Annotated in this window: 26 protein-coding genes; 5 read left to right on the top strand and 21 right to left on the bottom strand. The window is 63.9% G+C overall.

Going from position 1 to position 25,052, the window contains the following annotated elements; translation table 11 throughout:
- Positions 1-251: 251 nt before the first annotated feature.
- Together AWB67_RS17800 and AWB67_RS17795 are read right to left on the bottom strand one after the other, a co-directional pair.
- A complete protein-coding gene (locus AWB67_RS17800) occupies positions 252-1,217 on the bottom strand; it encodes a sugar ABC transporter substrate-binding protein (protein WP_087657564.1) in 966 nt (321 codons plus the stop codon).
- A 157-nt stretch (positions 1,218-1,374) separates the two neighbouring features.
- Positions 1,375-1,656: a hypothetical protein gene (locus tag AWB67_RS17795; protein ID WP_087657563.1), complete on the bottom strand. Its 282-nt coding sequence runs from the start codon at positions 1,654-1,656 to the stop codon at positions 1,375-1,377.
- A 349-nt stretch (positions 1,657-2,005) separates the two neighbouring features.
- On the opposite strand from AWB67_RS17795, the gene AWB67_RS17790 reads away from it, so the two are divergent.
- From AWB67_RS17790 to AWB67_RS17780, 3 genes are all read left to right on the top strand, one after another.
- The gene (locus AWB67_RS17790; protein ID WP_087657562.1) at positions 2,006-2,335 is read left to right on the top strand and encodes a PsiF family protein; all 330 of its coding nucleotides are present in this window, start codon (positions 2,006-2,008) and stop codon (positions 2,333-2,335) included.
- A 236-nt stretch (positions 2,336-2,571) separates the two neighbouring features.
- Positions 2,572-3,027: a hypothetical protein gene (locus tag AWB67_RS17785; protein ID WP_087657561.1), complete on the top strand. Its 456-nt coding sequence runs from the start codon at positions 2,572-2,574 to the stop codon at positions 3,025-3,027.
- Positions 3,028-3,443: 416 nt separating this feature from the next.
- Positions 3,444-4,034, top strand: coding sequence for a BPSL1445 family SYLF domain-containing lipoprotein (locus AWB67_RS17780; RefSeq protein WP_087657581.1), 591 nt, complete (start codon positions 3,444-3,446; stop codon positions 4,032-4,034).
- 99 nt (positions 4,035-4,133) lie between these two features.
- Here AWB67_RS17780 and AWB67_RS17775 read toward each other — a convergent pair whose 3' ends face one another.
- The 10 genes from AWB67_RS17775 to mltG form a co-directional block, all read right to left on the bottom strand.
- Positions 4,134-5,201, bottom strand: a complete 1,068-nt coding sequence (locus AWB67_RS17775) for a glycosyltransferase family 4 protein (protein ID WP_087657560.1) — start codon at positions 5,199-5,201, stop codon at positions 4,134-4,136.
- A 268-nt stretch (positions 5,202-5,469) separates the two neighbouring features.
- Positions 5,470-6,855 (bottom strand): alpha,alpha-trehalose-phosphate synthase (UDP-forming), encoded by a 1,386-nt coding sequence (otsA, locus tag AWB67_RS17770; protein ID WP_087657559.1) that lies wholly within the window; start codon positions 6,853-6,855, stop codon positions 5,470-5,472.
- A gap of 93 nt (positions 6,856-6,948) precedes the next feature.
- Positions 6,949-8,208, bottom strand: coding sequence for a mechanosensitive ion channel family protein (locus tag AWB67_RS17765; RefSeq protein ID WP_087657558.1), 1,260 nt, complete (start codon positions 8,206-8,208; stop codon positions 6,949-6,951).
- A gap of 150 nt (positions 8,209-8,358) precedes the next feature.
- Positions 8,359-8,715: a Rap1a/Tai family immunity protein gene (locus AWB67_RS17760; protein WP_087657557.1), complete on the bottom strand. Its 357-nt coding sequence runs from the start codon at positions 8,713-8,715 to the stop codon at positions 8,359-8,361.
- A 62-nt stretch (positions 8,716-8,777) separates the two neighbouring features.
- Complete coding sequence (locus AWB67_RS17755; protein WP_087657556.1) at positions 8,778-9,500, bottom strand: ankyrin repeat domain-containing protein; 723 nt, start codon at positions 9,498-9,500, stop codon at positions 8,778-8,780.
- Positions 9,501-9,507: 7 nt separating this feature from the next.
- Positions 9,508-10,305: a TatD family hydrolase gene (locus AWB67_RS17750; protein WP_087657555.1), complete on the bottom strand. Its 798-nt coding sequence runs from the start codon at positions 10,303-10,305 to the stop codon at positions 9,508-9,510.
- Positions 10,306-10,324: 19 nt separating this feature from the next.
- The gene (locus AWB67_RS17745) at positions 10,325-10,831 is read right to left on the bottom strand and encodes a GNAT family N-acetyltransferase (RefSeq protein ID WP_087657554.1); all 507 of its coding nucleotides are present in this window, start codon (positions 10,829-10,831) and stop codon (positions 10,325-10,327) included.
- Positions 10,832-10,846: 15 nt separating this feature from the next.
- Positions 10,847-11,878, bottom strand: coding sequence for a DNA polymerase III subunit delta' (locus tag AWB67_RS17740; RefSeq protein WP_087657553.1), 1,032 nt, complete (start codon positions 11,876-11,878; stop codon positions 10,847-10,849).
- Positions 11,879-11,883: 5 nt separating this feature from the next.
- Positions 11,884-12,504, bottom strand: coding sequence for a dTMP kinase (gene tmk, locus AWB67_RS17735; RefSeq protein WP_087657552.1), 621 nt, complete (start codon positions 12,502-12,504; stop codon positions 11,884-11,886).
- A complete protein-coding gene (gene mltG / locus AWB67_RS17730; protein WP_087657580.1) occupies positions 12,504-13,514 on the bottom strand; it encodes an endolytic transglycosylase MltG in 1,011 nt (336 codons plus the stop codon). The genes tmk and mltG overlap by 1 nt, the downstream gene beginning before the upstream one ends.
- 77 nt (positions 13,515-13,591) lie before the next feature.
- Between mltG and ygfZ the strand changes: the two genes are divergently transcribed.
- The gene (gene ygfZ / locus AWB67_RS17725; protein ID WP_087657551.1) at positions 13,592-14,566 is read left to right on the top strand and encodes a CAF17-like 4Fe-4S cluster assembly/insertion protein YgfZ; all 975 of its coding nucleotides are present in this window, start codon (positions 13,592-13,594) and stop codon (positions 14,564-14,566) included.
- 6 nt (positions 14,567-14,572) lie between these two features.
- Complete coding sequence (locus tag AWB67_RS17720; protein WP_087657550.1) at positions 14,573-15,400, top strand: NRDE family protein; 828 nt, start codon at positions 14,573-14,575, stop codon at positions 15,398-15,400.
- A gap of 5 nt (positions 15,401-15,405) precedes the next feature.
- Here AWB67_RS17720 and AWB67_RS17715 read toward each other — a convergent pair whose 3' ends face one another.
- From AWB67_RS17715 to AWB67_RS17675, 9 genes are all read right to left on the bottom strand, one after another.
- Entirely contained in the window at positions 15,406-16,362 is a 957-nt protein-coding gene (locus AWB67_RS17715; protein WP_087657549.1) for an alpha/beta hydrolase, read from the bottom strand.
- 4 nt (positions 16,363-16,366) lie between these two features.
- Positions 16,367-17,245 carry an SDR family oxidoreductase gene (locus AWB67_RS17710; RefSeq protein ID WP_087657548.1) on the bottom strand — a complete coding sequence of 293 codons (879 nt, stop codon included), beginning with the start codon at positions 17,243-17,245 and terminating at the stop codon, positions 16,367-16,369.
- A gap of 19 nt (positions 17,246-17,264) precedes the next feature.
- Positions 17,265-18,263, bottom strand: coding sequence for an NADP-dependent oxidoreductase (locus AWB67_RS17705; protein ID WP_087657547.1), 999 nt, complete (start codon positions 18,261-18,263; stop codon positions 17,265-17,267).
- A gap of 26 nt (positions 18,264-18,289) precedes the next feature.
- Entirely contained in the window at positions 18,290-18,760 is a 471-nt protein-coding gene (locus tag AWB67_RS17700; RefSeq protein ID WP_087657546.1) for a PaaI family thioesterase, read from the bottom strand.
- Positions 18,761-18,767: 7 nt separating this feature from the next.
- Positions 18,768-19,070, bottom strand: coding sequence for a Dabb family protein (locus tag AWB67_RS17695; protein WP_087657545.1), 303 nt, complete (start codon positions 19,068-19,070; stop codon positions 18,768-18,770).
- Between the two features lie 72 nt (positions 19,071-19,142).
- A complete protein-coding gene (locus AWB67_RS17690) occupies positions 19,143-20,321 on the bottom strand; it encodes an acetyl-CoA C-acyltransferase (protein WP_087657544.1) in 1,179 nt (392 codons plus the stop codon).
- A gap of 30 nt (positions 20,322-20,351) precedes the next feature.
- Positions 20,352-20,981, bottom strand: a complete 630-nt coding sequence (pncA, locus tag AWB67_RS17685) for a bifunctional nicotinamidase/pyrazinamidase (RefSeq protein WP_087657543.1) — start codon at positions 20,979-20,981, stop codon at positions 20,352-20,354.
- Positions 20,982-20,993: 12 nt separating this feature from the next.
- Positions 20,994-23,078 carry a 3-hydroxyacyl-CoA dehydrogenase NAD-binding domain-containing protein gene (locus AWB67_RS17680; RefSeq protein ID WP_087657542.1) on the bottom strand — a complete coding sequence of 695 codons (2,085 nt, stop codon included), beginning with the start codon at positions 23,076-23,078 and terminating at the stop codon, positions 20,994-20,996.
- A 190-nt stretch (positions 23,079-23,268) separates the two neighbouring features.
- Positions 23,269-24,939, bottom strand: coding sequence for a 3-(methylthio)propionyl-CoA ligase (locus tag AWB67_RS17675; protein WP_087657541.1), 1,671 nt, complete (start codon positions 24,937-24,939; stop codon positions 23,269-23,271).
- Positions 24,940-25,052 lie beyond the last annotated feature (113 nt).

Here is a 25,052-nt window from a genome sequence, read left to right as displayed (position 1 = left end):
GGTTGGAAGCTGCTTTCTTTGCTTACTTTCTTTGCAGCAGCAAAGAAAGTGAGTCCCGCCCCGGACAGGGGCAGAGCCAATAGACCGAAAAGAAAACAAGTTCCATAGAAGCCCAGGCGCATCAAACGGTTCACACACCAACCCCACCCCCACCCCCCAAGCGCCAGCGTAAAAAAATCCCGGGAATCACGCTCTTCAATGATTGACGGCCGGCCCGCGCAAAACTTTAGGCCGGCTGCCGCGCGACGACGCTATTTCTTCGTCACGAGCTCGACGGGCGTTTCGATCACACCCGACAGTTCCGACTGCTTCTTGTGCCCCGAAATCGCCTTCAACGCCGTATCGATGCCGAACACAGCCTGCTTCGCCGCGTACTGGTCAGCGGTGGCGAGGACACGGCCGTCCTTCAGCATCGGCTTGATCGCGTTGATGTTGTCGTAGCCGACGACCTGCACCTTGCCCGCCTTGCCCGCCGCGCGGATCGCCGACACCGCGCCGATCGCCATGTTGTCGTTGCCGCACAGGAGCGCCTTCACGTTCGGATTGGCGTTGAGGATCTGCGCCGCGACCGCGTTGCCCTTGTCGATTTCCCAGTCGCCCGACTGCAGCGCGGCCACCTTCATGCCGCCCGCCTCCATCGCGTCCTTGAAACCCGCCGTGCGCTGCTGCGCATTGGTCGTGGTCGAGACGCCTTCGATCACGCCGACTTCATCGCCCGATTTCAGGTATTTCGCGAGATAGTCGCCGACCTTCTTCGCGCCCTTGCGGTTGTCCGGGCCGACGAACGGCACGTTCAGATCCTTCGACTTCAGCACGTCGGGATCGAGCCGGTTGTCGATATTGACGACGATGATCCCCGCGTCCACCGCCTTCTTGATGACCGGCACGAGCGCCTTCGAATCAGCAGGCGCGATCACGAGCGCATCGACCTTCGAGACGATCATCTGCTCGACGATGCGGATCTGGTTGGCGGTATCGGTTTCGTCCTTGATGCCGTTCGTGATCAGGTCGAACTGGCCGGCGTTGTGCTTCTGGTATTCCTTCGCGCCGTCTTCCATCGTGAGGAAGAACTCGTTCGCGAGCGACTTCATCACGAGCGCGACCTTGGGTTTTGCCGGGGTTTGCGCCATGGCCGCGGAGAACGGCACGGGAAGGATGGAGCAAACAGCCAGCGCGACGGCGGCCGACAGGACCCGCCGGCGGATATTTCGGTTCATGCGTATCTCCAGTTATTTCGTTTCGTGTTGTCTGGGTCTGAGGTTGCCGCGTGAATCATGGCGGTCAACGTTTGCCCGCCGTCGATTCTCGACGGTGAGGCTCTTGTGGTCAATCGGGCATGAACCGGTGAGCCACTGCACGTTGCACAAGGACTCGTCACAGTTCATCGACAGATTGTCCTTCAATTTTGTGATCGATGATGTCCCGTGCGTAGTCGATGCCCGCGCGCGTCGCGTCGATGGGGCTCTCGAACGGCTCCTGGTCGGGCACGCCGAACATCTCCGTGCGGCCGCTCTCGCCGCTCGAACTGCGCGAGATCGTCACGACGATATCGAAGTGGCGCGGGCCGTCCTCGGGATCGTCGCGTTCCCTCGCGCGCCGCAGTGCCTGTACCTTGATTTCGAAGCCCTTGTAGTGGTCGGACAGCGGGGTAGACATAAGCGACTCCTTCGATTGAATGTTGTGGGGGTGCAACTGCGTCATGCTTCGATAACGCCAGCGTCTGAAAGCGGTCTGCAAGCAACGTTCCAGCGCTAGACACCGCTTGTAAGGCGCGGCCACCGAAGCGCGCGCCTTGGCGCATGCAAGGCTTACAGCCGCTTCACGAATGCCTCCGCGCGATGCCGCGAAAATGGCGTCCCGATTTCCCCTAACCGCGCCCAATCGCGATATTCGGCTTGCCATAATGCGCTGGCGGACGCCTCGCTGCACGGCACGGCGCTCCGATGTTCCTCGTCACACAGCCTCATTCAATAACAACCGCTGTCGAACTCAAAGGGAGCGTTACATGTACAACTCAGCGAGCCTCAACCGATCCAACCGTCTGATCCGTTCCGGTGCTGCCGTCCTCGCGCTTGGCTTCGCGCTCGCCGCGCCTGCGACTTACGCGGCGAACAGCCAGCAATCGAAGATGACCGATTGCAACAAGCAGGCCGCCGACAAGAAAGGCGACGAGCGCAAGGCGTTCATGAAGAGCTGCCTCGCGGCGGCGCCCGCTCCGGCCTCCGCGCCGATGACGCAGCAGGACAAGATGACCGCCTGCAACAAATCGGCGACCGGTAAATCCGGCGACGATCGCAAGGCTTATATGAAGAGTTGCCTGAGCAACAAAGGCTGATCCCGATCCGACAAGCCGGACCGCCCAGGGTCCGGCGCAGCGCACCAATCCCTCCGCCGCACGTCCTGTGCGGCATTTCGTCCCGCTCATATTGCACTGCACCTACAAAGGTGATACGCCCCGCGCGCTTTTTCTCATAAGATGGCGCGAGGGCGGCCCCACGATCAATACAAGAACTACGCCATCGGCCGCCGCAGCTTTTCCGGCTTGCAGTTTGCATCCGATGGAGACAGTGGATGGCCTGGAAACACAAGAACCGCTGGTTCAGGCGGTGGCTGATGGTGATCGTCTTCTGGGCGGTCCCGGTAATGATCGTCGCGGTCGGCGAGATCCGCGAAGAAATGGCCTACAACAAGGCCGATCTCGTACGCGCCCTCTCCACCTGGGAGTTCACTGACGCGCAGCGCGCCCGCGGCGCCCCTGCGCAGTGCCGCGGCGCGCCGGACGAAGCGCGCACGGCCGGCTGCCCCTCCGACGTGATGTCCGCGAATGCCGCGAAGCACCAGGAAGCACTCGATCTCTACGCCGCCCGGCGCAGCACGCTCGCCGGCTACCTGTGGCACGCGTTCGTCGGCTACTGGGTCGTGCCGGCGGCGTTCCTGCTTGGCTTGGGCGTGGTGATCGGCGGTGTGCGGCGCGCGTTGAGGCGCCCGCCCCGTGCCGAGGTAAAGTCATCCACCCCGCATCCATGAGTTCCAAGGTGCTGGCACGTTCATTGCTGTCGCGAGTGTGCGGCGTTCACGCAACAGGTCAGACGAAATTCGTTCGATTCGCGCCGCGACTTTTGACGCGAATCGATCAGGTAAATCTGACTGGTTCGTCGAAATCGGCCACGGACGCGGCGTTTTTTGAGAACGAATCAGACGATCCAGCAGACGCAGAAAATTGCGTCGCGCCGTTGTCTTAAAACCTCTGAAAAGCGGTGGGAAACGGAGTAAGCTTGAAGGTCAAAATTACCGTTCGATTTTGTAATAAATCGACGAAACCAAGCCGGGTAAGGCTTGGCGCGATTTTCTGGCCGTCGCGTTCTGCTGTTGCTGTGCTATAAATCCGCATGCTGCACCCTCCCGCTATATGGGGTTTCCCAAGTCCACGATGGAGAAAAATGATGCAAAGACGAAACTTCATGCTCAAGTCGACCGCCGCGCTCGCACTGGGAGGCCTCGCGCTTGCCGGTTGCACGACGACGTCGAACTCTGGCGCGCAGAAAACGGCCGGTGACTCGGACGAGCGCCGCTCCATCGACTCCGATGTCGACGCCACGATGCAGCGTCTCTACGCGACCGTCAAAGGCTCGCGCGAACTCGTCGCGAAATCGCGCGGCGTGCTCGTATTCCCGTCGGTCATCCAGGCAGGCTTCGTGGTCGGCGCCCAGTACGGCAAGGGCGCGCTGCGCGTCGGCGGCGGCACGGTCGGCTACTACAGCACGACCTCGGCGTCCGTCGGCCTGCAGGCTGGCGCGCAATCGAAGTCGCTGATCTTCCTGTTCATGACGCAGGACGCGCTCGACAAATTCCGCAATTCGGACGGCTGGGCAGCAGGCGTCGACGCGTCGGTTGCGCTCGTGAAGATGGGCGCGAACGGCGTGGTCGATACCACGACGGCGACGTCCCCGGTCGAAGCGTTCGTGCTGACGAACGCCGGCTTGATGGCGGATGTCTCGCTGGCAGGCACGAAGGTTTCGCGCCTGAAGATCTGACGCGCTGGTTCAGGGCGTCTCGCGGCAAAAGCAAAACCGCCGCGCGGCACGACTTTCGGGTCGTACCGCGCGGCGGTTTTGTCTTTTTTACTTCGAGTTTTACGTCGCGGCGCGATCGATCAGCTTGAAGCGCGCACGCTTTTGCGCCCGCACGACGGCCTGATATGCATCGACGTACTGCTGCGCCATCCGGTGCGACGTGAAGCGCTCCTCGAAGCGCTGCCGCACACGTTCGCGCGAGAGCGTATGCAATCGGTTCACGGCGGCAACCGCACCGATCTCGTCCTCGACGATGAACCCCGACACGCCCTCATCCAGTACTTCCGGCACCGAACCGCGATTGAACGCGATCACCGGCGTCCCGCAAGCCATCGCCTCGATCATCACCAGGCCGAAAGGCTCCGGCCAGTCGATCGGGAACAGCAGCGCGTGCGCGCCGGAGAGGAATTCGGCCTTCTGCCCGTCACTGATCTCGCCGACGAACTCCACGTACGGCAACTCGAGCAACGGCGCGATTTCGCGCTCGAAATACTCGTGATCGGCTGAATCGACCTTGGCGGCAATCTTGATCTTCATCCCGCAGCGCCCCGCGATCCGAATCGCGGTATCGACACGTTTTTCCGGCGAAATACGGCCGAGGAACGCGAGGTACTCCTGCTCGACCGGCTGCGGCGTGTAGAGCTGTTCCGGCAGGCCGTGATAGACGGTCGTCAGCCACTTGGCCTGCGGCAACGGATGGCGCTGCGAATCCGAGATTGAAATCACGGGCGCCGTGTTGAACGTATCGAAGACGGGCTGCTGCTCCGGCAGATCGAGCCGGCCGTGCAGCGTTGTCACGAACGGCGTGTCCTGGCGCTTGAAGAGCGAAAACGAGTAATAGTCCATGTGGAAATGGAGGACGTCGAACTCGTCGGCGCGGCGGCGGACCATTTCCATCAGCAGCATGTGCGGCGCGATGCGGTCGCGGATCGCCGGGTCCAGGCGCAATGCGCGCGGCCACACGGCTTCGAGGGTCGCCTTCGTCTGCGAATCGCCGGTTGCGAAAAGCGTCACGTCGTGGCCGAGTTCGACGAGCGCCTCGGTGATATAGGACACGACGCGCTCGGTGCCGCCGTAAAGCTTCGGCGGAACCGACTCGGTCAGAGGGGCAATCTGGGCAATTCTCATCTTTCTCGTCTCCACTGGGATCTTTCCCGGACGGCTCACACGCTCGAAAAGCCTGCTGAAGCGCGACGTCGCCGGGCGCACGGAGTATGACAGCCGCCGGAACGCGCGGACAACGAGGTTTGCCCTAAGTGCCGGTGCCGTGCGGGTGCTGACGCTTTTTCGCGCGAGTTTCCATTATCGAACGCGCACCGGCTATGGACGGCAATTCTTTCATTTGAACTACGCTGTTACATCCGGGAAACATTCGCAGGGATGCGCTTACATCGCGTTATTTCGCGGAAACGCCGCGCAAATCGGCCAGGAACGTGTCGCGCCAGACGCCCAGATCGTTCTTGCGCAACGCGGTCATATTCGTCTGATAACGCTCCTGGCGCTCGGCGAGCGGCATTGACAGAGCACGCCCGATCGCCTCGCTCATCCCGACGATGTCGTGCGGATTCACCATCAGCGCGCCCGTCATTTCGTCGGCGGCGCCGGCGAATTGCGACAGCACGAGGACGCCTGGATCGTCCGGATTCTGCGCGGCGACGTATTCCTTCGCGACGAGATTCATGCCGTCACGCAACGGCGTGACGAGACCGATCTGCGATTCGCGGAACAGCGACATCAGCTTCCAGCGGTCGTATCGCTGGTTCAGGTAGCGGATCGGCGTGTAGTCGAGGCCCGAGTAACGGCCGTTGATGCGACCCGCTTCGTATTCGAGGTTCTGGCGGATTTGTTGATATGTGTCGACGTCGGAGCGCGTCGGCGGCGCGATCTGCACGAGCGTGACGTTGCCGCGCCACTCCGGCGACTTCTCCAGGAAATGCTCGAACGCCCGAAACCGCTCGACGAGTCCTTTCGAATAATCGAGCCGGTCGACGCTCATGATCAGCTTGCGCCCTTCCAGACTCTGCTTGAGGTCCATCACGTCCTGCCGCGCTTCGCCGCGCTCGGCCTGCTCGGCGATTTCGTCGGGGAACACGCCGATCCGGTACACGCCCGTCTTCAGCTTGCGCCCGAACGCCTCGACGTGACCGTCGGGCGTCGCCTTGCCGTTTGCGTGCCGCACGACGTAATCGTGGAACGCGATCTGGTCGCCTTCCGTCTGAAAGCCGACGACGTCGTAGCAGCACAGCGACTTCACGAGTTCCGCATGCGGCGGGATGTTCAGCAGAATTTGCGGCGACGGAAACGGAATGTGCAGGAAAAATCCCATGCGATTCGTCACGCCTTCAGAACGCAGCGCCTCGGCGAACGGAATCAGATGATAGTCGTGAACCCAGATGACGTCGTCGGGTTGCAGCAGCTTGATCGCCTTGTGCGCGAGCCAAGAATTCACGCGCCGATATCCGGCGTATTCATCGCGATCGTAGACGGCCAGATCGTTGCGATAGTGGAAGACGGGCCAGAGGGTCGCGTTCGAAAAGCCGCGGTAGTACTGGTCGTAGTCCTTCTTCGGCAGGCCGACGGTCGCGAAGGTGACCGCGCCGTCCTCGACGAGGGTCGGCCCGGAGTTCGCCACGCTTTCGCTGACCACGTCGCCGCTCCAGCCGAACCAGACGCCGCCGCTGTCCTTCAGCGCGCCGAACACGCCGACAGCGAGCCCGCCCGCCGACCCCTTCGTTTCGGTGGGCGTGGCAACGCGATTCGATACGACAACCAGGCGACTCATGAATTGCTCCTCTCTTTTGATTGATCCGCCGCTCGCGGCGGTTTTTGAGATGCCGCGTTTTATCGACAGGGAAAACGGCTCGGGGTTTCGTTTTTATCGGCGCTGGCCGTTCCTGGTCGAAGATCCGGGCGCCGTCGATGCCGCCGAATGCGCCGTCGGATCGGGGCCGGACCGCTCGCCGCGGCTTGCGACGGGATCGGCGGCGGTGTTCGCGGTGCTCGCGACCTTGCCGGACGGCACCGACGGCCCAATCCGATCGAGCGGCGGTGCGAATTCCGCATGCTCCTGGTCATTCGACAAATCTGCCCGCGTGCGCGGCAGGAATTGCGGATAGGCCGCTTGCACGAACCCGAGCAGGCCTTCGCGCACGTGGCAGCGCAAATCCCAGTTCAGGCCCGAGTCGAATGAACTGACGAGCACGCGCAGTTGCATCGACCGTTCGGTGGCGTCGGTGACTTGCAGCACCTGCACGCGGCCGTCCCACTCGGGCGCGTGTTCCAGTATGCGCTCCAGCTCTTCACGCAACGGCGCGAGCGGCATCCGGTAATCGACGTAGAAGAACACCGTTCCGATGATTTGGGAGCTGTTGCGCGTCCAGTTGGTAAACGGGTTCTCGATGAACCACTGCAGCGGCACGATCAGCCGCCGCTGGTCCCAGATGCGGATCGACACGTACGTGCCCGTGATTTCCTCGACGCGCCCCCACTCGCCCTGAATTACGACGACGTCATCGAGCCGGATCGGCTGCGAGAGCGCGATCTGCAATCCGGCGATCAGGTTGCCGAGCACCGGGCGCGCGGCGATGCCTGCAACTAGCCCCGCGACACCCGCCGACGCCAGTAGACTCGCGCCGATCTGCCGGACGCTCGGAAATGACATCAGCGCCCCGCCGATGCCGATGATCACGATCACCACCATCACCGAGCGCGCCAGCACGCGCGCCTGCGTGTGCATGCGGCGCGCGTGGAGGTTGTTCTCGGTATCGAGCGGATGCGCCTGCACGATCGCCTCGCCGACCGCGCCCGCCGAACGCACCGCGAGGAACGTCAGCGCGCCGATCAGCGCGACCGTCGCCAGGTCGCGCAGCACGCCGATGAGCGGCAGCGTGTCGGGCGCCTCGAAAATCACGAACGCGAGCGCAAGGATGATGAGCAACACGAGCGCCGGCCGGTTGATATAGCGCAGCACGACGCTCATCAGCGGATAGGGCCGCGCGATGCGGGTGAGAATGCGCGCGCCGACGCGATGCGCGCCGAGCGCGAACAGCACGCCGAGCGCCGCGACGCCGAGCGCGCCCGGCCAGGTGCGCAGCGGGGCTTCGGCGATGTGAAGGAATTCGTCGAAGGAGATCATGAGCGTCGTGGAATCAGCCTCGTCGCGAAGGTGGATACGACGGTTCAGGGGGCGACTCGATGTCTGAAAGACAAACGAAGCCTGAAAAACAAACGGCCGGTCACGCGGACCGGCCACAGCGGGTGCAACCTGCTCAGTTGCGCCGTGCGCTCAGCGCTCCGCCTTGCAGGGAAACGCCTTGCCGAGCCCGAGCGACACCATCGTCGTCGCGTTAAAGCCGGCCTTGTCGGGGTTGTCGGCGATGTACTTGCGCACCGCGTCGGTGAGTTGCTGCGGCTTCACGTCCACCGGCAGGCAAAAATACTGGCCGACCTGCGGGCCGGAGGTTCCTCCGATCGCCTCGATCGTGTTGTAGATGCCGTCCGCCGCGCCTTCGATATAGGCGGCGCACGCGCTGCGCGAAACGGTATCGGTCTTGATACAAAGCTTGTTCAGGTCGTTGCCCGTGAACGCCGCCGCGCTGAGCGGCGCCGCCAGGACACTGGCCATCACGAAGAACCGCAGCATGGCGTTCCTTTTTCTAGTTGATTGGAGGCCGGATCGATGCGGCTCCCCGCCCGGCGACTGCGCTATTTTGCACCGTTTGTGCCGCTTTGCGGAGCGCTTGCGGCGGCTGGCATCGAGTCGAGACGCGCCTGCAGCCCTTCCGCGACGTCCTTCGCGTTGTATTGCTTCGCGAAATCAATGGCCGTCATGCCGATCTGGTTCTTGACGCGCAGGTCGGCGCCTTCGTCGAGCAGCAGTTTCACCGTCGACAGATGGCCGCCGCGCGCCGCCATCATCAGTGGCGTCGTGCCGTTTGGCGAACCGGCGTCGATATAGGCCGAATGGTCGACGAGGATCTTCACGACGTCGTCGTGGCCGTTAGTGGCCGCGTAATGCAGCGGCGTCCAGCCTTTCTTGTTGACCTCGGCGTCCTTCGCGATCAGGAGGTTCACGAACTTCGCATCGCCGTTGAGCGCGGCGAGCATCATCGCGTTCTCGCCGGCGGCGTCGAGTTTTTCGAGATCGGTTTTCGGGTTGTCGGCGAGGATCTGGCCGACCTTGTCCGACTTCTCGCGCGCGGCGATCACGAGGAGCGGCGCGCCCGTATTGTCGACGAGATTCGGGTCCATGCCCTGCGCAAGCTGCTTTTTGACGCCGGAATCGTCGTCGAACTTGACGGCTTTGATCAGCGTGTCGGCGGGGGCGGCGAATGCCGGGGTGCCAAACGCGCTTGCCGCGAGCAGGACGCCCGCGAAAAGACTGCGCGCACGATTGGACGAAGCGGATTTCAGCGATGAATTATTCATGTGAGCCTTAAGTTGCTTGAGTGGCGGGGCGCGGGATCTTGAAGAGCCTGAAAAAGTTGTCGGTGGTCGCTTCTGCGAGCGCTTCGTCGGGCATTTCGCGCAATTGCGCGATGAAACGTCCGACATAACTCACGTAAGCAGGTTCATTCGGCTTGCCGCGATACGGCACCGGCGCGAGATACGGCGAATCGGTTTCGATCAGAAGCCGTTCGAGCGGTACGCGCTGCGCGACGTCGTGCACGTCCTTCGCGTTCTTGAACGTGACGATGCCCGACAGCGAGATGTGAAAGTTCTGCGCGAGCGCCGGTTCGGCGACGTTCCACGGCTCGGTGAAGCAATGCATCACGCCGCCGGGCACGCTCGCGCGCTCTTCCTGCATGATGCGCAGCGTGTCCTCCCACGACGAACGCGTATGCACGATCAGCGGCTTGCCCGTCGCGTGCGCGGCGCGGATATGCGTGCGAAAGCGTTCGCGCTGCCACTCCATATCGGCGATGCTGCGGCCTTCCAGCCGGTAGTAATCGAGCCCGGTCTCGCCGATCGCGACCACTTTCGGATGCGACGCCAGTTCGACCAGTTGCTCGACGCTCGGCTCCCCGGCGTCCTCGTGGTCCGGATGCACGCCTACCGACGCGTAGATGTTCTCGTACTGCTCCGCGAGCGCGAGCACCGAAGGCAGCGTCTCCAGATCGACGGAAACGCAAAGCGCATGCGTCACCTGCTGCTCGCGCATCTTCGCGAGGACTTCAGGCATGCGGTCGGCGAGACCCTCGAAGTTGATGTGGCAATGCGAATCGACAAACATGTGCGTTCCTGTGTGTAACTCAGTGCAGGGTATCGAGGCGCCGGCCGAGAATCACGAGATCGCGCTCGATGCCGTCAAGCACCGCCACGCGCGGCAGCGTGCCCCACGGCTCGAAGCCGAAGCCCTCGAACAGCCTCACGCTCGGCGCGTTATGTCCGAACACGAAGCCGAGCACGGTATCGATCCGAAGCTCGGGCGCCTTTTCCAGCGCCGCTTGCAGAAGTTTCTTACCCAAGCCCTTGCCGCGCGCGCTTTCGTCGAGATAGATGCTAACTTCCGCCGTGCGCGCATAGGCCGGACGGCCGTAAAAATCCGAGAAACTCAGCCACGCGATGACCTTGCCGCCCTCCTCGACCACCCACAGCGGCCGCGCGTGCGGCCCGTGCGCGTGAAACCACGCGACACGGCTTTCGACCGTGACCGGATCGAGGTCGGCGGTGACCTGGCGCGAGGGCACCGTCGAGTTGTATATGGCGACGATGGCGGGCAGATCGTCGAGTGTGGCGTCGCGGTAAGTCAGGCTCATGGATGACAGGCGGGATCAAGTCGCGAAAACGTCGCGATAACCGATAAAAAGCTCTTCGAAGACGAGCCGCGCGTTCAGCGGATGGTTCTCCACAGCGCGCTGGCGCGTGACCGTCTTCATGTAGCGGGCGAGCGCGGCGGCATCCGCCTGGGCGGCGCAGCGCTCGAGCGCCTTCGACGCGTTCGGAAAATAGCGCGGACGCCCCGCCGTGCGTTGCGCGAGCAGGTCGTAGAGCCAGCGCTGCAGCCAGCCGAGCACCATCGGCACCGGCAGCTTCTGCAGGTTCTCGCCGCACGCAAAGGCGTCGCACTTCGGGCCCGCCGCGAGCTGCGTCAGCGTGAAATCGCGCAGCGGCCGGTTTTCGTCGGAGGCGAGCGCAAGCGCGTTGAGCGGTGCGCCGCCTGCTTCGGCGAGAAGCGCGGCCGGATCGTCGACGCCTTGTGCGGCGAGCCACGCGATCGCTGTCGCCGGTTGCGGCAACGGCATAGGCCACTGACGGCAGCGGCTGATGATGGTCGGCAGCAGACGATCCACGCGCGCCGACACCATCAGGAACACGACGCCCGACGGCGGTTCTTCCAGCGTTTTCAGGAGCGCGTTCGCCGCAGCGATGTTGAGCGCCTCGGCCGGATACATGAGCACGACGCGCATCCCGCCGCGATGCGAACCGACGCCACAGAAGTCGAGCAGCGCGCGCACCTGCTCGATCTTGATTTCCTTGCTCGGGGTGCGCGTTTTCTTGCCTTCATCGGCATCGGCTTTTTCGTCCGCGTTCGTATCAGTCGCGCCGACTAAACCTGCCAGCGCCTCCGGCACGACCGCCCGATAGTCCGGGTGATTGCCCTGACTGAACCAGAGGCACGCGGCGCACTTGCCGCACGGCTCGCCGTTCGGCTGCGCGGACTCGCAGAGCAACCCCTGCGCGAGATGCTGCGCGAACTTCAGTTTGCCTATGCCGCCTTCGCCGTGCAGCAGGAGCGCGTGCGGCCAGTGCGCGCGCAATTGCTGAAGCCGGGACCAGTCATCGGTTTGCCAAGGATAAATCATATTTTTCAAATACTTGTGACGACTTCTTCGAGTACTTTCTGAATATCTTCGATTGAGTGGGTCGCGTCGACGATCACGAAGCGTTCAGGCGATTCCTCCGCGCGTCGCAGATATTCGTCGCGCGTGCGGTTGAAAAACGCCTCCGACTCGCTCTCGAACTTGTCCGGCGCGCGCGCCGCGCCGCGCCGTTCGCTGGCGGTGGCCGTCGGCACGTCGAAGAGCACGGTCAGGTCCGGCTGAAAACCGCCCTGCACCCAGCGCTCCAGCGCTTCGAGCTTGTCGCGTGGCAGGCCCCGGCCGCCGCCCTGATATGCGAACGTCGCATCGGAGAAACGGTCGGAGAGCACCCAGTCGCCACGCGCGAGCGCCGGCTCGATCACCTGCGCCAGATGCTCGCGGCGCGCGGCGAACATCAGAAGCGCCTCGGTTTCGAGGTCCATCGGCTGGTTCAGCAGGATGCCGCGCAAGGTTTCACCAAGCGCCGTGCCGCCCGGCTCGCGCGTCATGACGACCGACCGGCCGCCCGGCGCCACGCGCGCTTCGAGCCTGCTGCGGAACCAGTCGAGATGGGTCGTCTTGCCCGCGCCGTCGATACCTTCGAACGTAATGAATTTGCCGCGCGCCATCATTGACCCCGGATGTACTTGTCGACGGCCTTGTTGTGCTCGCCGAGATTGTCGGAAAAGATACTGCTGCCGTCGCCGCGCGACACGAAGTAGAGCGCCGTGCTCGACGCGGGGTTCATCGTCGCGGCGAGCGCGGCGACGCCGGGCAGCGCGATCGGCGTCGGCGGGAGGCCGTTGCGCGTGTAGGTATTGTACGGAGTGTCCGTTTGCAGGTCCTTTTTCTTCAGACGGCCGCCGTACGCCGGGCCGAGCCCGTAGATCACGGTCGGGTCGGTCTGCAGCGGCATGCCGATCTTCAGCCGGTTCGCGAACACCGCCGCGACGAGCGGCCGGTCCGCCGCGCGCCCTGTCTCCTTTTCGACGATCGACGCCATGATCAGCGCGTCGTAAGGCGTCTTGTAAGGCAGGTCCGGTGCGCGCGTCGCCCACGCTTCGTTGAGGCGTTGCTGCATCAGCCGGTATGCGCGCTTGTACACGGCGAGATCGCTCGTGTTTTTGTCGAAGAGATAGGTGTCGGGGAAAAAGAGCCCTTCCGCCGATGCCTTCGTCACTTCCGGCGCGCCGATCGCCTTCAGCAGATCCGTGTCGCTCATGCCGGCGGTGTCGTGCGTGAGGGCCGGATTGCCGTCGAGTTCGGCGCGCATTTTCTGCAGCGTCCAGCCTTCGATGACGGTCGCGACATATTCGTTCACGTCGCCGCGCGCGATCTTTTGCAGCACGTCGTACGGCGTGATGCCGCTCTTGAACTCGTAGTTGCCCGACTTCAGTTGGGAGGCCAGGCCGAGCGCGCGCGTCATCAGCACGAAGAGCTCCGGCTCGACGGGGACGCCGCCGCGGTTCAACTGGATACTGACGCTGCGCAGGCTGCTGTGGGGCTTGATGGTGACATCGAGCTGGGGCGTGGCGAGCTTGACGGGCGACGTCGCCCAGTAGTACATGCCGCCAGTGAGCGCGATCACGAGCACGACGGCCAGGGCAATCGCGATGAAGCATTTCTTCAAAAGGGACATGCGGAACACGCTTGAGATAGACCCCATATAATACTTGTTCGCCTCAGCCAAAGTCATATCGACTGCAAGCACACTCCATGAATTCCCCCGATACTTCCGGATTTACCGCCGTGCACACAGCGGGCGCGTTCATGCCGCTCACGCAATTCGGCGTCATCGACGTCAAGGGTGACGACGCCGCCAGCTTCCTCCACACGCAACTGACCAACGACGTCCAGCATCTCGATGCATCGACGGCGCGCCTTGCCGGCTATTGCTCGCCGAAGGGACGTCTGCTGGCGTCGTTCCTGATGTGGCGCACGGGCGATGCAGTGCGTCTCCTGATCGCGCACGACGTGCAGGCGCCGGTGCAAAAGCGACTCTCGATGTTCGTGCTGCGCGCGAAGGCGAAACTCATCGACGTAACGGCGGAAGTCGGCGCGATCGGCTTCGCGGGCGATGTGCGCGCGGCGCTCTCCGGCATCTTCGATGCGCTGCCCGACGGCGTGCACGTGAAGGTGGAAGGCCCGCACGGCGCGCTGATCCGCGTGCCGGATGCGGCGCACCGTCCGCGTTTTCTGTGGGTCGGGCCGAAAGCCGATATCGAGGCGCATCTGGAGAAGCTCGATGCGAAGCTCACGCGCGCGTCGCCCGAACTCTGGAACTGGCTCGACATTCACGCGGGCGAGCCGCGCATCACGCAGGCGACCTCGGAGCAGTTCGTCCCGCAGATGGTCAACTTCGACGTGCTCGGCGGCGTCAATTTCAAGAAGGGCTGCTATCCGGGGCAGGAGATCGTCGCGCGCAGCCAGTATCGCGGCACGATCAAGCGGCGCACGGCGCTCGCGCACGCGGAAGCGGCCGCGCCCGGCGACGAAGTCTTCCATAGCGACGACCCCGGCCAGCCGAGCGGCCTTGTCATCAACGTGGCGCCGGCGGAAACTGGCGGCGTCGATTGTCTGGTCGAGATCAAGCTCGCCGCGCTCGATAACGGCTCGGTGCACGTTGGATCGGCGAGCGGCCCGGCGCTCACCTTCCTGCCGCTGCCCTATGCTTTTCCCTCCGACGTCTGACGCACCATGTGCCTGATCGTCTTCGACTGGCAGCCTGAAGCGCATCGTTCGAACGGCGGCAATCGTCCGCTTCTGACGCTCTCCGCGAATCGCGACGAGTTTTTTCGGCGCGAAACGGAGCCGCTGCACTGGTGGGACGACGCGCCGAACATGCTCGCCGGACGCGACCTGACGGGCGGCGGCACCTGGCTCGGCGTGACGCGCGACGGCCGTTTCGCCGCGCTGACGAACTATCGCGCGCCAAGCGAAGTGCGTCCCGATGCACCGACGCGCGGCGCGCTGGTCAGCGATTTCCTCGCCGCTGCACCCGTCGCGCCGCTCGATTACCTGCGCGGCGTGGCGCTCGACGGCGATCGATACAACGGCTTCAACCTGCTCGTCGGCGATTTCACGCGACGCGAGCTTGGCTGGTACGGCAATCGCGCCGATGCGCCGCCGTCGCTGCTGGAGCCGGGCGTCCATGGTCTCTCGAACAGTTTGCTGAACACGCCGTGGCCGAAGCTCGTCGCCCAGCGCGACGCGTTGTGCGACCTAATCCACCTCGACGAACAGCCGTCGCTCGACGTGCTGATCGAGACCCTGCGCGATCCGGGCATCGCCAACGACGACCTGCTGCCCTCGACCGGCATTTCGATCGAGCGTGAGCGCGTGTTGTCGGCGGCGTTCATCGAGACGCCGGAATATGGCACGCGCAGCACGACAGCGCTGCGTGTCTTCGCCTTCGACGATGGGTTATCGCTGGAAATCAAGGAACGCAGCGACGACGACGGCTCGCATCGCGTCGTGCGTCCGGGCGCGTTCGAGCGAAACTTTGCGTTCGATATAGGCGCTTGAGCCTGTTATGAAGCCAGCGCCGAGCGCAGCGCGGCGACCGCATCGGCGTGAGCGTCGGCGACTTCCGGCACGAAGCCGCCCATCTTGAAGAACTCGTGGATCATCCCTTCGTAGCGCTTGAGCGTCACTTGTACGCCGGCGTCGGCGAGCTTTTGCGCGTACGCCACGTCCTCATCGAAGAGCGGATCATGATCCGCCGCGCCGATCCATGCGGGCGCGACGCCTTTGTAGTCCGGCTGGCCGCGAGCCGCATCTAGCGGGGCGAAGCGCCAGTCGTCGCGATCGCTGTCGTCGTTAAGGTATTGCTCGAAAAACCACTGGATCGTCTCGCCTGACAGCAGAAAGCCCTCGGCAAAGCACCTGTGCGATTCCGTCTGCTGACGCGCGCTCACGCCCGCGTAGATCAGCAATTGCAGCCGCAACGCGATACCCGCATCGCGTGCCAGCACGGCGCAGACGGTCGCGAGCGTGCCGCCTGCGCTATCCCCGCCGACGGCCAGCCGCGCCGGATCGATGCCGATCGTTCCGGCTTCGGCGTGCAGCCACGTCAAGGCGTCGAACGCATCGTTCACGGCGACCGGAAACTTGTGCTCGGGCGCCAACCTGTAATCGACCGATGCCACGACGCAGCCCGCATCGCACGCGAATTTGCGGCAGAGCGCGTCGTGCGTATCGATACCGCCGACCGTGAAGCCGCCGCCATGAAAGAACACGAGCGCGGGCGCCGGCTGAGTCCATGTCGGCTCGAACGGGAAGTAGAGACGCGTGCGGATCGTGGCGCCGTCGCGCGCGGGGACGTCGAAATCCTGCACGTCGAACATCGGCTTTGGCATGATGTCGAGTATCTGCGCGCTCATCGCGTAGGCGGCGCGCGCTTGCTGCGCCGACAACGTGTGATACGGCGGACGCTTCGCGCGCGCGACCATCTCCAGAATCTGCGCGATCTTTGGATTGAGCGGCATCGTTCTAGTGCGGCTCATCGCCCGCCTTCACTTCGGGCTTGAGTGACAGCGGATCGGTCGGATTGCGCAGTTGCGCGATATCGTCGAGACGCAGTTGCACCGACGCCATGATGTTCGGATGAGTAATCACGTAAAAGCGGCACTCGCGGATCGCATCGAAGGTGAGCGCGGCGACCTCGCGGGCCGAAAGCCGCCCGCCCTGCACCGCTTTCGTCAGCTGCCGGCCGGCGAGTTTCTGCGACGCGGTGAGCGGCGCGTCGTTGCGCAGCGTGTCGGGCCGCACGCGTTCGGCGTTCGCGATGCCCGTCGGCACGAACGCCGGACACAGCAGCGAGCAGCCGACCTGCCCGCCCGCGATCCGCAGATCGTGATAAAGCGTCTCCGTCAGACCGACGACCGCATGTTTCGACGCGTTGTAGACGCCCATCGCAGGCGCTGCGAGCAGCCCTGCGACCGACGCCGTGTTGACGATGTGCGCCGGTTCGTTCTGCGCGAGCATGAGCGGCGTGAACGCGCGCAGCCCGTTCGCGACGCCCATCACGTTCACGCCAAAGACCCACTGCCAGTCGTTCGCGCTGTTTTCCCACACGAAGCCGCCCGCGCCGACGCCCGCGTTGTTGAAGAGCAGATGCACGCCGCCGAAGGTATCGAGCGTGGCTTTGGCGAGGGCATCGACTTGGGTCGCGTCGGAGACGTCGGTCGGCACGCCGATCGCCTCCGCGCCCGACGCGCGCAGCATCTCGACGGTTTCCGCGAGCGCGCGCGCATCGACATCGGCGAGCACGAGCTTCATGCCGAGCGACGCGCCTTGAAACGCGAACTCGCGGCCGAAGCCGCTGGCGCCGCCGGTGATCACCGCGACCTTGCCTTCGAACTGGTCCACGCTGTTGTCGCTCCGATTTTTAGATCAGTTTCACGAGTTGCTTGCCGAAATTGCGGCCTTTCAAAAGCCCGAGAAATGCGTCCGGCGCATTTTCAAGACCGATCGCGATGCTCTCCCGGAAATGCAGTTTCTTCTGCGCGACCATTCCGCCGAGTTCCTTGAGCGCTTCGGGCCATACATCCAGATGCTCGCTGACGATGAAACCTTGCACCTTCAACCGTTGCGTAAGGATGATGCGCGGGTTCTTGATCGGCAGCGGCTGGCCGTCGTAGCCCGCGATCATCCCGCACACCGCGATGCGCCCGAACGCGTTCATCCGCGCGAGGGTCGCGTCGAGCACGTCGCCGCCGACGTTCTCGAAGTAGCCGTCGACGCCGTCGGGCGTTGCCGCCTTCAGGTCGCGGTAGAGGTTGCCCGCCTTGTAGTCGACGCACGCATCGAACCCGAGCGACTCGACGACATAGCGGCACTTGTCCTCCCCGCCCGCGATGCCAACCGCCCGGCAGCCCGCCGCCTTCGCCAGTTGCCCGACGACCCCGCCGACCGCACCGCTCGCTGCGCTCACGACGATCGTCTCGCCGGCTTTCGCCTCGATCACGCGATTCAAGCCGTACCAGCCGGTGACACCGGGCATGCCGACCGCGCCGAGATAGGCCGAGAGCGGCACGTGCGTATCGTCGACGGCCTTGAGGCCCGTGCCGTCGGACGTGCCGAATTCCTGCCAGCCGAAGCCGCCGACGACCTTGTCGCCGGCCTTGAACTTCGGATGCTTCGATTCGATCACCACGCCCACGGTCCCGCCGATCATCACTTCGTTCAGCGGTTGCGGCGCCGCGTAGGATTTCGCGTCGCTCATGCGGCCGCGCATGTACGGATCGAGCGACAGATAATGGTTGCGCACGCGCACCTGGCCGTCTTCGAGCGGCGGCAGCGGTGTTTCGACGAGTTTGAAATTGTCCACGCTCGCCTCGCCTTCCGGACGCGAGACCAGCAGGATTTGTCGGTTGAGCTCGGTCATGCTTGGCTCCTCATAGCGGTTGGAGGTTACGCGTCGCTCGGGCCGGGTTTCGCGGCGGGATCGGTGCGCAGCTTTTGACGCACGATGTCGCGGCCGACGGCGAGCCGCTTCAGGTACTTGAACGTGCCGAGCGCCTTCGCGACGAAGTGGCCTTCGCTGTCGCGAATTTCGCCTTCGCAATAGGCCATCGTGGTCGAGCGGTGCAGCACGCGGCCGAAGCCACGCAGTTCCCCGCGGCCCGGCTGCATGAAGTTGACCTTCATCTCGACCGTGACGACGCCGATGCCGTCGCCCGCGAGACTGCGCGCGGCCATCGCGAGCGCGACGTCGGCGAGGGTCATCGTGACGCCGCCGTGCGCGATGCCCCACGTGTTCAGGTGGCCCTCAGCGAGCGGCATGAGGACTTCGCTCGCGCCGTCGGCGGCTTTGACGAGCTGGACGCCGAGGCCATCGACGAAGGGGCTTTCGATGGCGGGGTCTTTCCGTTCTTCGGGCATTTTGCGGTCAGACTTCGTAGTCGACGCACTGGCGCCCTTCGACAACGGAGGCCACGAAGTCCTTGATCGCGACGTGCTTCGGGTGCTTCTGGTAGGCGTCGAGGGCAGCGGCGTCGTCGTAGTCGGAGACGAGGACGACGTCGAAGGTGGAGCCGGGCAGGCTTTGGCCGATGCCGACTTCGAAGTGGCCCTGGCCCTGGACGATGCTGCGGCAGGTTTCCAGGGTTATTTTCAGCTTTTTCGCGTTTTCCGCTTTGTAGGCGCCTTGAGCGGTTTCTTTCAGTTTCCACATGACGATGTGACGGAGCATGGCGGGTGTCCTTGATTTGGTTAGGCCCAAGCGTATCAAAAAAGCTCGATACGCACGTTTGGGGGAACGGCTTCAAACCACCTCAAACAACCCCGCCGCCCCCTGCCCCCCGCCAATACACATGGTGACGACAACAAACCTCGCCCCCCGCCGCTTCCCCTCAATCAAGGCATGCCCCGTAAGCCGCGCCCCCGAAACCCCATACGGATGCCCCACCGCAATCGCCCCGCCATTCACATTCAGCGGCTCATTGGGAATCCCCAACTTGTCGCGGCAATAAATCACCTGCACGGCGAACGCCTCGTTGAGTTCCCAAAGATCGATATCACCGACCTTCAACCCCGTCTGCTTCAACAACTTCGGCACGGCAAAAACCGGCCCGATACCCATCTCATCCGGCTCACAGCCCGCGACCGCGAACCCGCGAAAAATCCCCATCGGCTGCAACCCTTCCCGCTCCGCGGCCGAGGCGTTCATCACGACACAAGCCGACGCCCCATCCGAAAACTGGCTCGCGTTCCCCGCCGTGACGACCCCGCCCGGCATCGCGGTTCGAATCTTCGATACCCCTTCGATCGTCGTATCCGCGCGAATGCCCTCATCGGCCGATAGCGTCACTTCCTTCGTCAACAGCCGCCCGGAAGCCTTGTCCGCGACACCCGCGAGCACCGTAATCGGCACGATCTCATCATTGAAGCGCCCAGCCGCCTGCGCCGCCGCCGCGCGCTGCTGCGATTGCACGCCGTACTCGTCCTGCCGCTCGCGCGAAATCTCATAGCGTTTGGCGACGTTCTCCGCCGTCTGCAGCATCGACCAGTAGATCTCCGGCTTGTGCTCGAGCAGCCAGCCATCGGTCAGCATGTGACGGTTCATCTCGTTCTGCACGCATGAAATCGACTCCACACCGCCCGCAACAAAAACATCGCCCTCGCCCGCGATCACGCGTTGCGCCGCAAGCGCGATCGTCTGCAAGCCCGACGAGCAGAAGCGGTTCACCGTCATCCCCGGCACCGTAACCGGCAAGCCCGCCCGCAGCGCGATCTGCCGCGCGATGTTGGCGCCCGTCGCGCCCTCGGGATTCGCGCATCCCATGATCACGTCCTCGACGCGCGCCGGATCGATCCCCGCGCGCTCGACGGCGGCCTTCGTCACGTGGCCGCCGAGCGTCGCGCCGTGCGTCATGTTGAGCGCGCCGCGCCAGGATTTGGCGAGGCCCGTGCGTGCTGTCGATACGATTACCGCGTCAGTCATGTTGTCTCCTGCTTCAAAATTTATTTGGCATCAGCGCGCGAAAAGAGCGCTCGATTCGATCCGCTCGACGCCCGCCGCCGTCATGTCTTCCCACGCCTTCACCAGCGATCCGTTAAGGTCGATCGCGCGGCACGCGTCTTCGATCACCGTCACGTCGAACCCCGCGCGGCGCGCATCGAGCGCGGACCACGCGACGCAATAGTCGGTCGCAAGTCCGCACAAATAGACGCGCTTCACGCCCACGTCGCGCAGATAGCCGGTGAGGCCCGTCGGCGTTGTGCGATCGGCTTCGACGAAGGCCGAATAGCTGTCGACATCGGCGTGATGGCCCTTGCGGATCACGAGCCGCGCATGCGGCACATGAAGATCGCGATGCAGCAGCGCGCCTTCGGTGTCCTGCACGCAATGCACCGGCCAGAGCACCTGCTCGCCGTAAGGCAGCATCATCGTCTCGAACGGCGCGCGCTCGGCGTGATTAGCCGCGAACGAAACGTGGCCGCGCGGATGCCAGTCCTGCGTCAGCACGACATGCGAAAACTCGTGGGTCAAGCGATTGACGACCGGCACGATCTCGTCGCCACGCGCGACCGCGAGCGCGCCGCCGGGCATGAAATCGTATTGAACGTCGACTGCGAGCAGGACTTCGTCTGCGCCTTTCATCTCAAATCCCTCTCAGCCATTGAAGCCTTTGCCTTGCGCGGCGAGCTCCGTTACGCGCTTGGCCGGTGCCCACGCATCGCCGTTGGGCCGCGCGGCGTACTTGCGCATCGCTCGCTCGACGTTGTAGAGGCCGACCGTATCGGCGTACAGCATCGGGCCGCCGCGATAGAGCGGAAAACCGTAGCCCGTGAGATACACCATGTCGATGTCCGATGCCTTCGACGCGATCCCTTCATCCAGAATCTTCGCGCCTTCGTTGACGAGCGAAAACACGAGCCGCTCGACGATTTCATCGTCGGAGATCTTTCGGCGCCCGATGCCCAGCTCCTTCGAATGCGCGACGATCATGTCGTCAACGAGTTTCGACGGCAGCGCGTTGCGTTCTCCCGCTTGGTAGTCGTACCAGCCACCGCCCGTCTTCTGGCCGAAGCGTCCGGCCTCGCAGAGGCGATCCGCGATACGCGAGTAATGCAGCTCCGGCTGTTCCTGATAGCGGCGCTTGCGAATCGCCCAGCCGATGTCGTTGCCCGCGAGATCACTCATACGGAACGGTCCCATCGCGAAGCCGAACTTCTCGATCGCGCGATCGATCTGCGCGGGCAGCGCGCCTTCGTCTAGCATGAAAAGCGCTTGCCGCACGTATTGCTCGATCATCCGGTTGCCGATGAAGCCGTCGCACACACCCGAGACCACCGCGGTCTTCTTGATCTGCTTCGCGACCTGCATGACGGTGGCGAGCACGTCCTTCGCGGTCTTCTCGCCGCGCACGACTTCGAGCAGCTTCATCACGTTCGCCGGGCTGAAGAAGTGCATGCCGACCACGTCCTCGGGACGCTTCGTGAACGCGGCGATGGCGTTCAAATCAAGCGTCGACGTGTTCGATGCGAGGATCGCGCCCGGCTTCGCAACTTCATCGAGCTTCCTGAAAACGTGTTCCTTCACGCCGAGTTCCTCGAACACGGCTTCGATGATGAGATCGGCTTCGGCCAGATCGTCGTAAGAGAGCGTGGGTTTAAGCAAAGCCATCCGCTCTTCGACCTTCTCCGTCGTGAGCTTGCCCTTCTTCGCCTGCGCTTCAAAGTTCTTGCGAATCGTCGCGACGCCGCGCTCGAGCGCGTCCTGCTTCGTCTCCAGCAGCGTGACGGGCAGCCCCGCGTTGACGAAGTTCATCGCGATGCCGCCGCCCATCATCCCCGCACCGATCACGCCGACGCGCGCGATCTTGCGCACCGGCGTACTCGACGGCACGTCGGCGATCTTGCCCGCCGCGCGCTCCCCGAAGAACGCGTGCCGCAGCGCGCGGCTCTCGGGCGTCTGCACGAGCGCGAGAAAGCATTCGCGCTCGAACGCGAGGCCGCGGTCGAAGCCGTTCTTGACCCCGGCCTCGATTGCATCGATGCACTTGTGCGGCGCCGGAAAGGCCTTCGCGATCGTCGCGACGCTGTTGCGTGCGAACTGGATGAAGCCCTCGGCGTTCGGATGTTCGATGGCGGAATCGCGCACCTTCGGATGCGGACCATCTTGCGCGCCGACTTGCTTCGCAAACTTAACGGCTTCGTCGAGGAGATCGCCTTCGGCCATGCGGTCGAACAATGCCGTGCCCGCGAGCTTCTCGGACAACACCGGCGTCCCCGACACGATCATGTTCAGTGCGGTTTCCAGGCCGACCGCGCGCGGCAGGCGCTGCGTGCCGCCCGCGCCCGGCAGGATGCCGAGCTTCACTTCGGGCAGCGCGATCTGCGCGCCCGGCGTGGCCACGCGGTAGTGGGCGCCGAGCGCGAGTTCCAGGCCGCCGCCCATCGCGACGCTGTGAATCGCCGCGACGATCGGCTTCGCGCTGCCCTCGACCGCCTTGATGACGGTGTGCAGCGTCGGTTCCTGCGTGGCTTTCGGCGTGTTGAATTCGGTGATGTCGGCGCCGCCGGAAAACGCGCGGCCAGCGCCCGTGATGACGACGGCACTTACCGAAGCATCGTCGCGCGCCCGCTCGATGCCTTCCACGATCCCGAGCCGCGTGGAATGCCCCAGGCCGTTGACAGGCGGGTTGTCGAGCGTAATGACGGCGATGCCGTCGCGGACTGCGTAATCCACTGCCATTTCGTCTGCCTCCATGCGATGCGAGTGCGCCCGTGACCGAAAGGGTCCCAGGCGTCAAAGTATCTCGGGTTATTTTGAGCGACCGCGTCAGAATACACAAAAGAGAACGATCGTTCAATTTTGTGCAGATAATCGAGGATGGGGATTTACCCGGGCCTTCGAGCGCGGCCCGGGTTTGAGAAGAGATAAATCAGACAGCCTTCTCGGCGGCGTCCGGCAACACGTGATCGCGATAAATCTCACGCAGCCGCAGCTTTTGCAGCTTGCCGGTGGCGGTGTGCGGAAGTTCATCGGCGAAGACGACGTCGTCCGGGACCCACCACTTTGCGACCTTGCCGTCGTAGTACGCGAGCAGTTCGTCGCGCGTCAGCGTCGCGTCCGGGCGCAAAACCGCGACGATCAGCGGCCGCTCCGTCCACTTCGGATGCGAGCACGCGATACACGCCGCCTCCGCCACCTGCGGATGCGACACCGCGATGTTCTCCAGGTCGATCGAACTGATCCACTCGCCGCCCGACTTGATCACGTCCTTGCTGCGGTCAGTTATGTGCATGAAGCCGTCGGCGTCGATGGTCGCGACGTCGCCGGTCGGGAACCAGCCGTCGACGAGCGGCGACTCATCGCGCCGGAAATAATGGTCGATCACCCACGGACCGCGCACGTAGAGATCGCCGAATGCGCGGCCGTCCCACGGCAGTTCCTGACCCTCCTCGCCGACGATCTTCATATCGACGCCGAAGATCACATGCCCCTGCTTCTCCCGCGAGGCGCGCTGTTCCTCGGGCGAGCGCTGCTTCTGCTTCCAGCTCAGGCGCGCAAGCGTGCCGAGCGGCGACATCTCCGTCATGCCCCACGCGTGGATCACTTCGACGCCGTAGTCGTCCTCGAAGGTGCGCAGCATCGCTGGCGGACACGCGGAGCCGCCGATCACCGTGCGCTTGAGCGTCGAGAAGCGCACGTCCGCCTGCTTCATGTAGTTGAGAAGACCGAGCCACACGGTCGGCACGCCCGCCGAATACGTGACGCCTTCGCTTTCCATCAACTCGTAGAGCGACTTGCCGTCGAGGTCCTTGCCCGGGAACACGAGCTTCGCGCCGACGAGCGGCGCCGCGTGCGGAATGCCCCACGCGTTGACATGGAACATCGGCACGACGGGCAGGATCGAATCGCTGCACGAGGCGCCCATCGCGTCGGGGAGCGCGGCGCCGTATGCATGCAGCACCGTCGATCGATGCGAATAGAGCGCGCCCTTCGGATTGCCGGTCGTGCCCGACGTGTAGCAGAGAAACGATGCCGTGCGCTCGTCGAACTGCGGCCATTCGTGGTTGCCGTCCTGCGCGGTGACGAGCGTCTCGTAGCTCAGCACCGGCTGCTCCATGTTGCCGAGATACTGTCCGAGATGCTCACCGATGCACGACGCATCGCCGAGCGCAATCCAGCCTTTCACCTTCGGACACTGCGGCGCGATGATGTCGACGAGCGGCGCGAAGGTCATGTCGAAGCAGACGTAGGCGTCGTCGGCGTGATCGATGATGAAGGCAATCTGGTCCGGGAAAAGCCGCGGGTTGATCGTGTGGCACACGGCGCCCATGCCGGTCGTGCCGTAATAGCACTCGAGATGCCGGTAGCCGTTCCACGCGAGCGTGCCGACGCGGTCGCCGGGTTCGACGCCCAAGGCAATCAGCGCCTGCGCGAGCTGTTTCGCGCGCTTCTCGCAATCGCGGTAGGTATAGCGGTGGATATCGCCTTCGATACGGCGCGACACGATCTCCGTATCACCATAATGCCGTGCGGCGTGAGACAACAGCGACGAAGCGAGCAGCGGTACATCCATCATCTGGCCGTGAAGCGACGACGTCATGGGCAATGTCCTCGTTGGTGCGGGCTTCGGAAGTGCGCAAGGCTTATGCCGCGCGGCTCCAGCAGGCCCGCGGGCGCGGAATTACAATATCGTTTAACCCAGAGGCGCTCAAC

The organism is Caballeronia terrestris, from assembly GCF_001544515.1.
In the GTDB taxonomy this organism is placed as follows: Bacteria; Pseudomonadota; Gammaproteobacteria; order Burkholderiales; family Burkholderiaceae; genus Caballeronia; species Caballeronia terrestris.
This window is presented reverse-complemented; position numbering and strand designations above follow the sequence as displayed.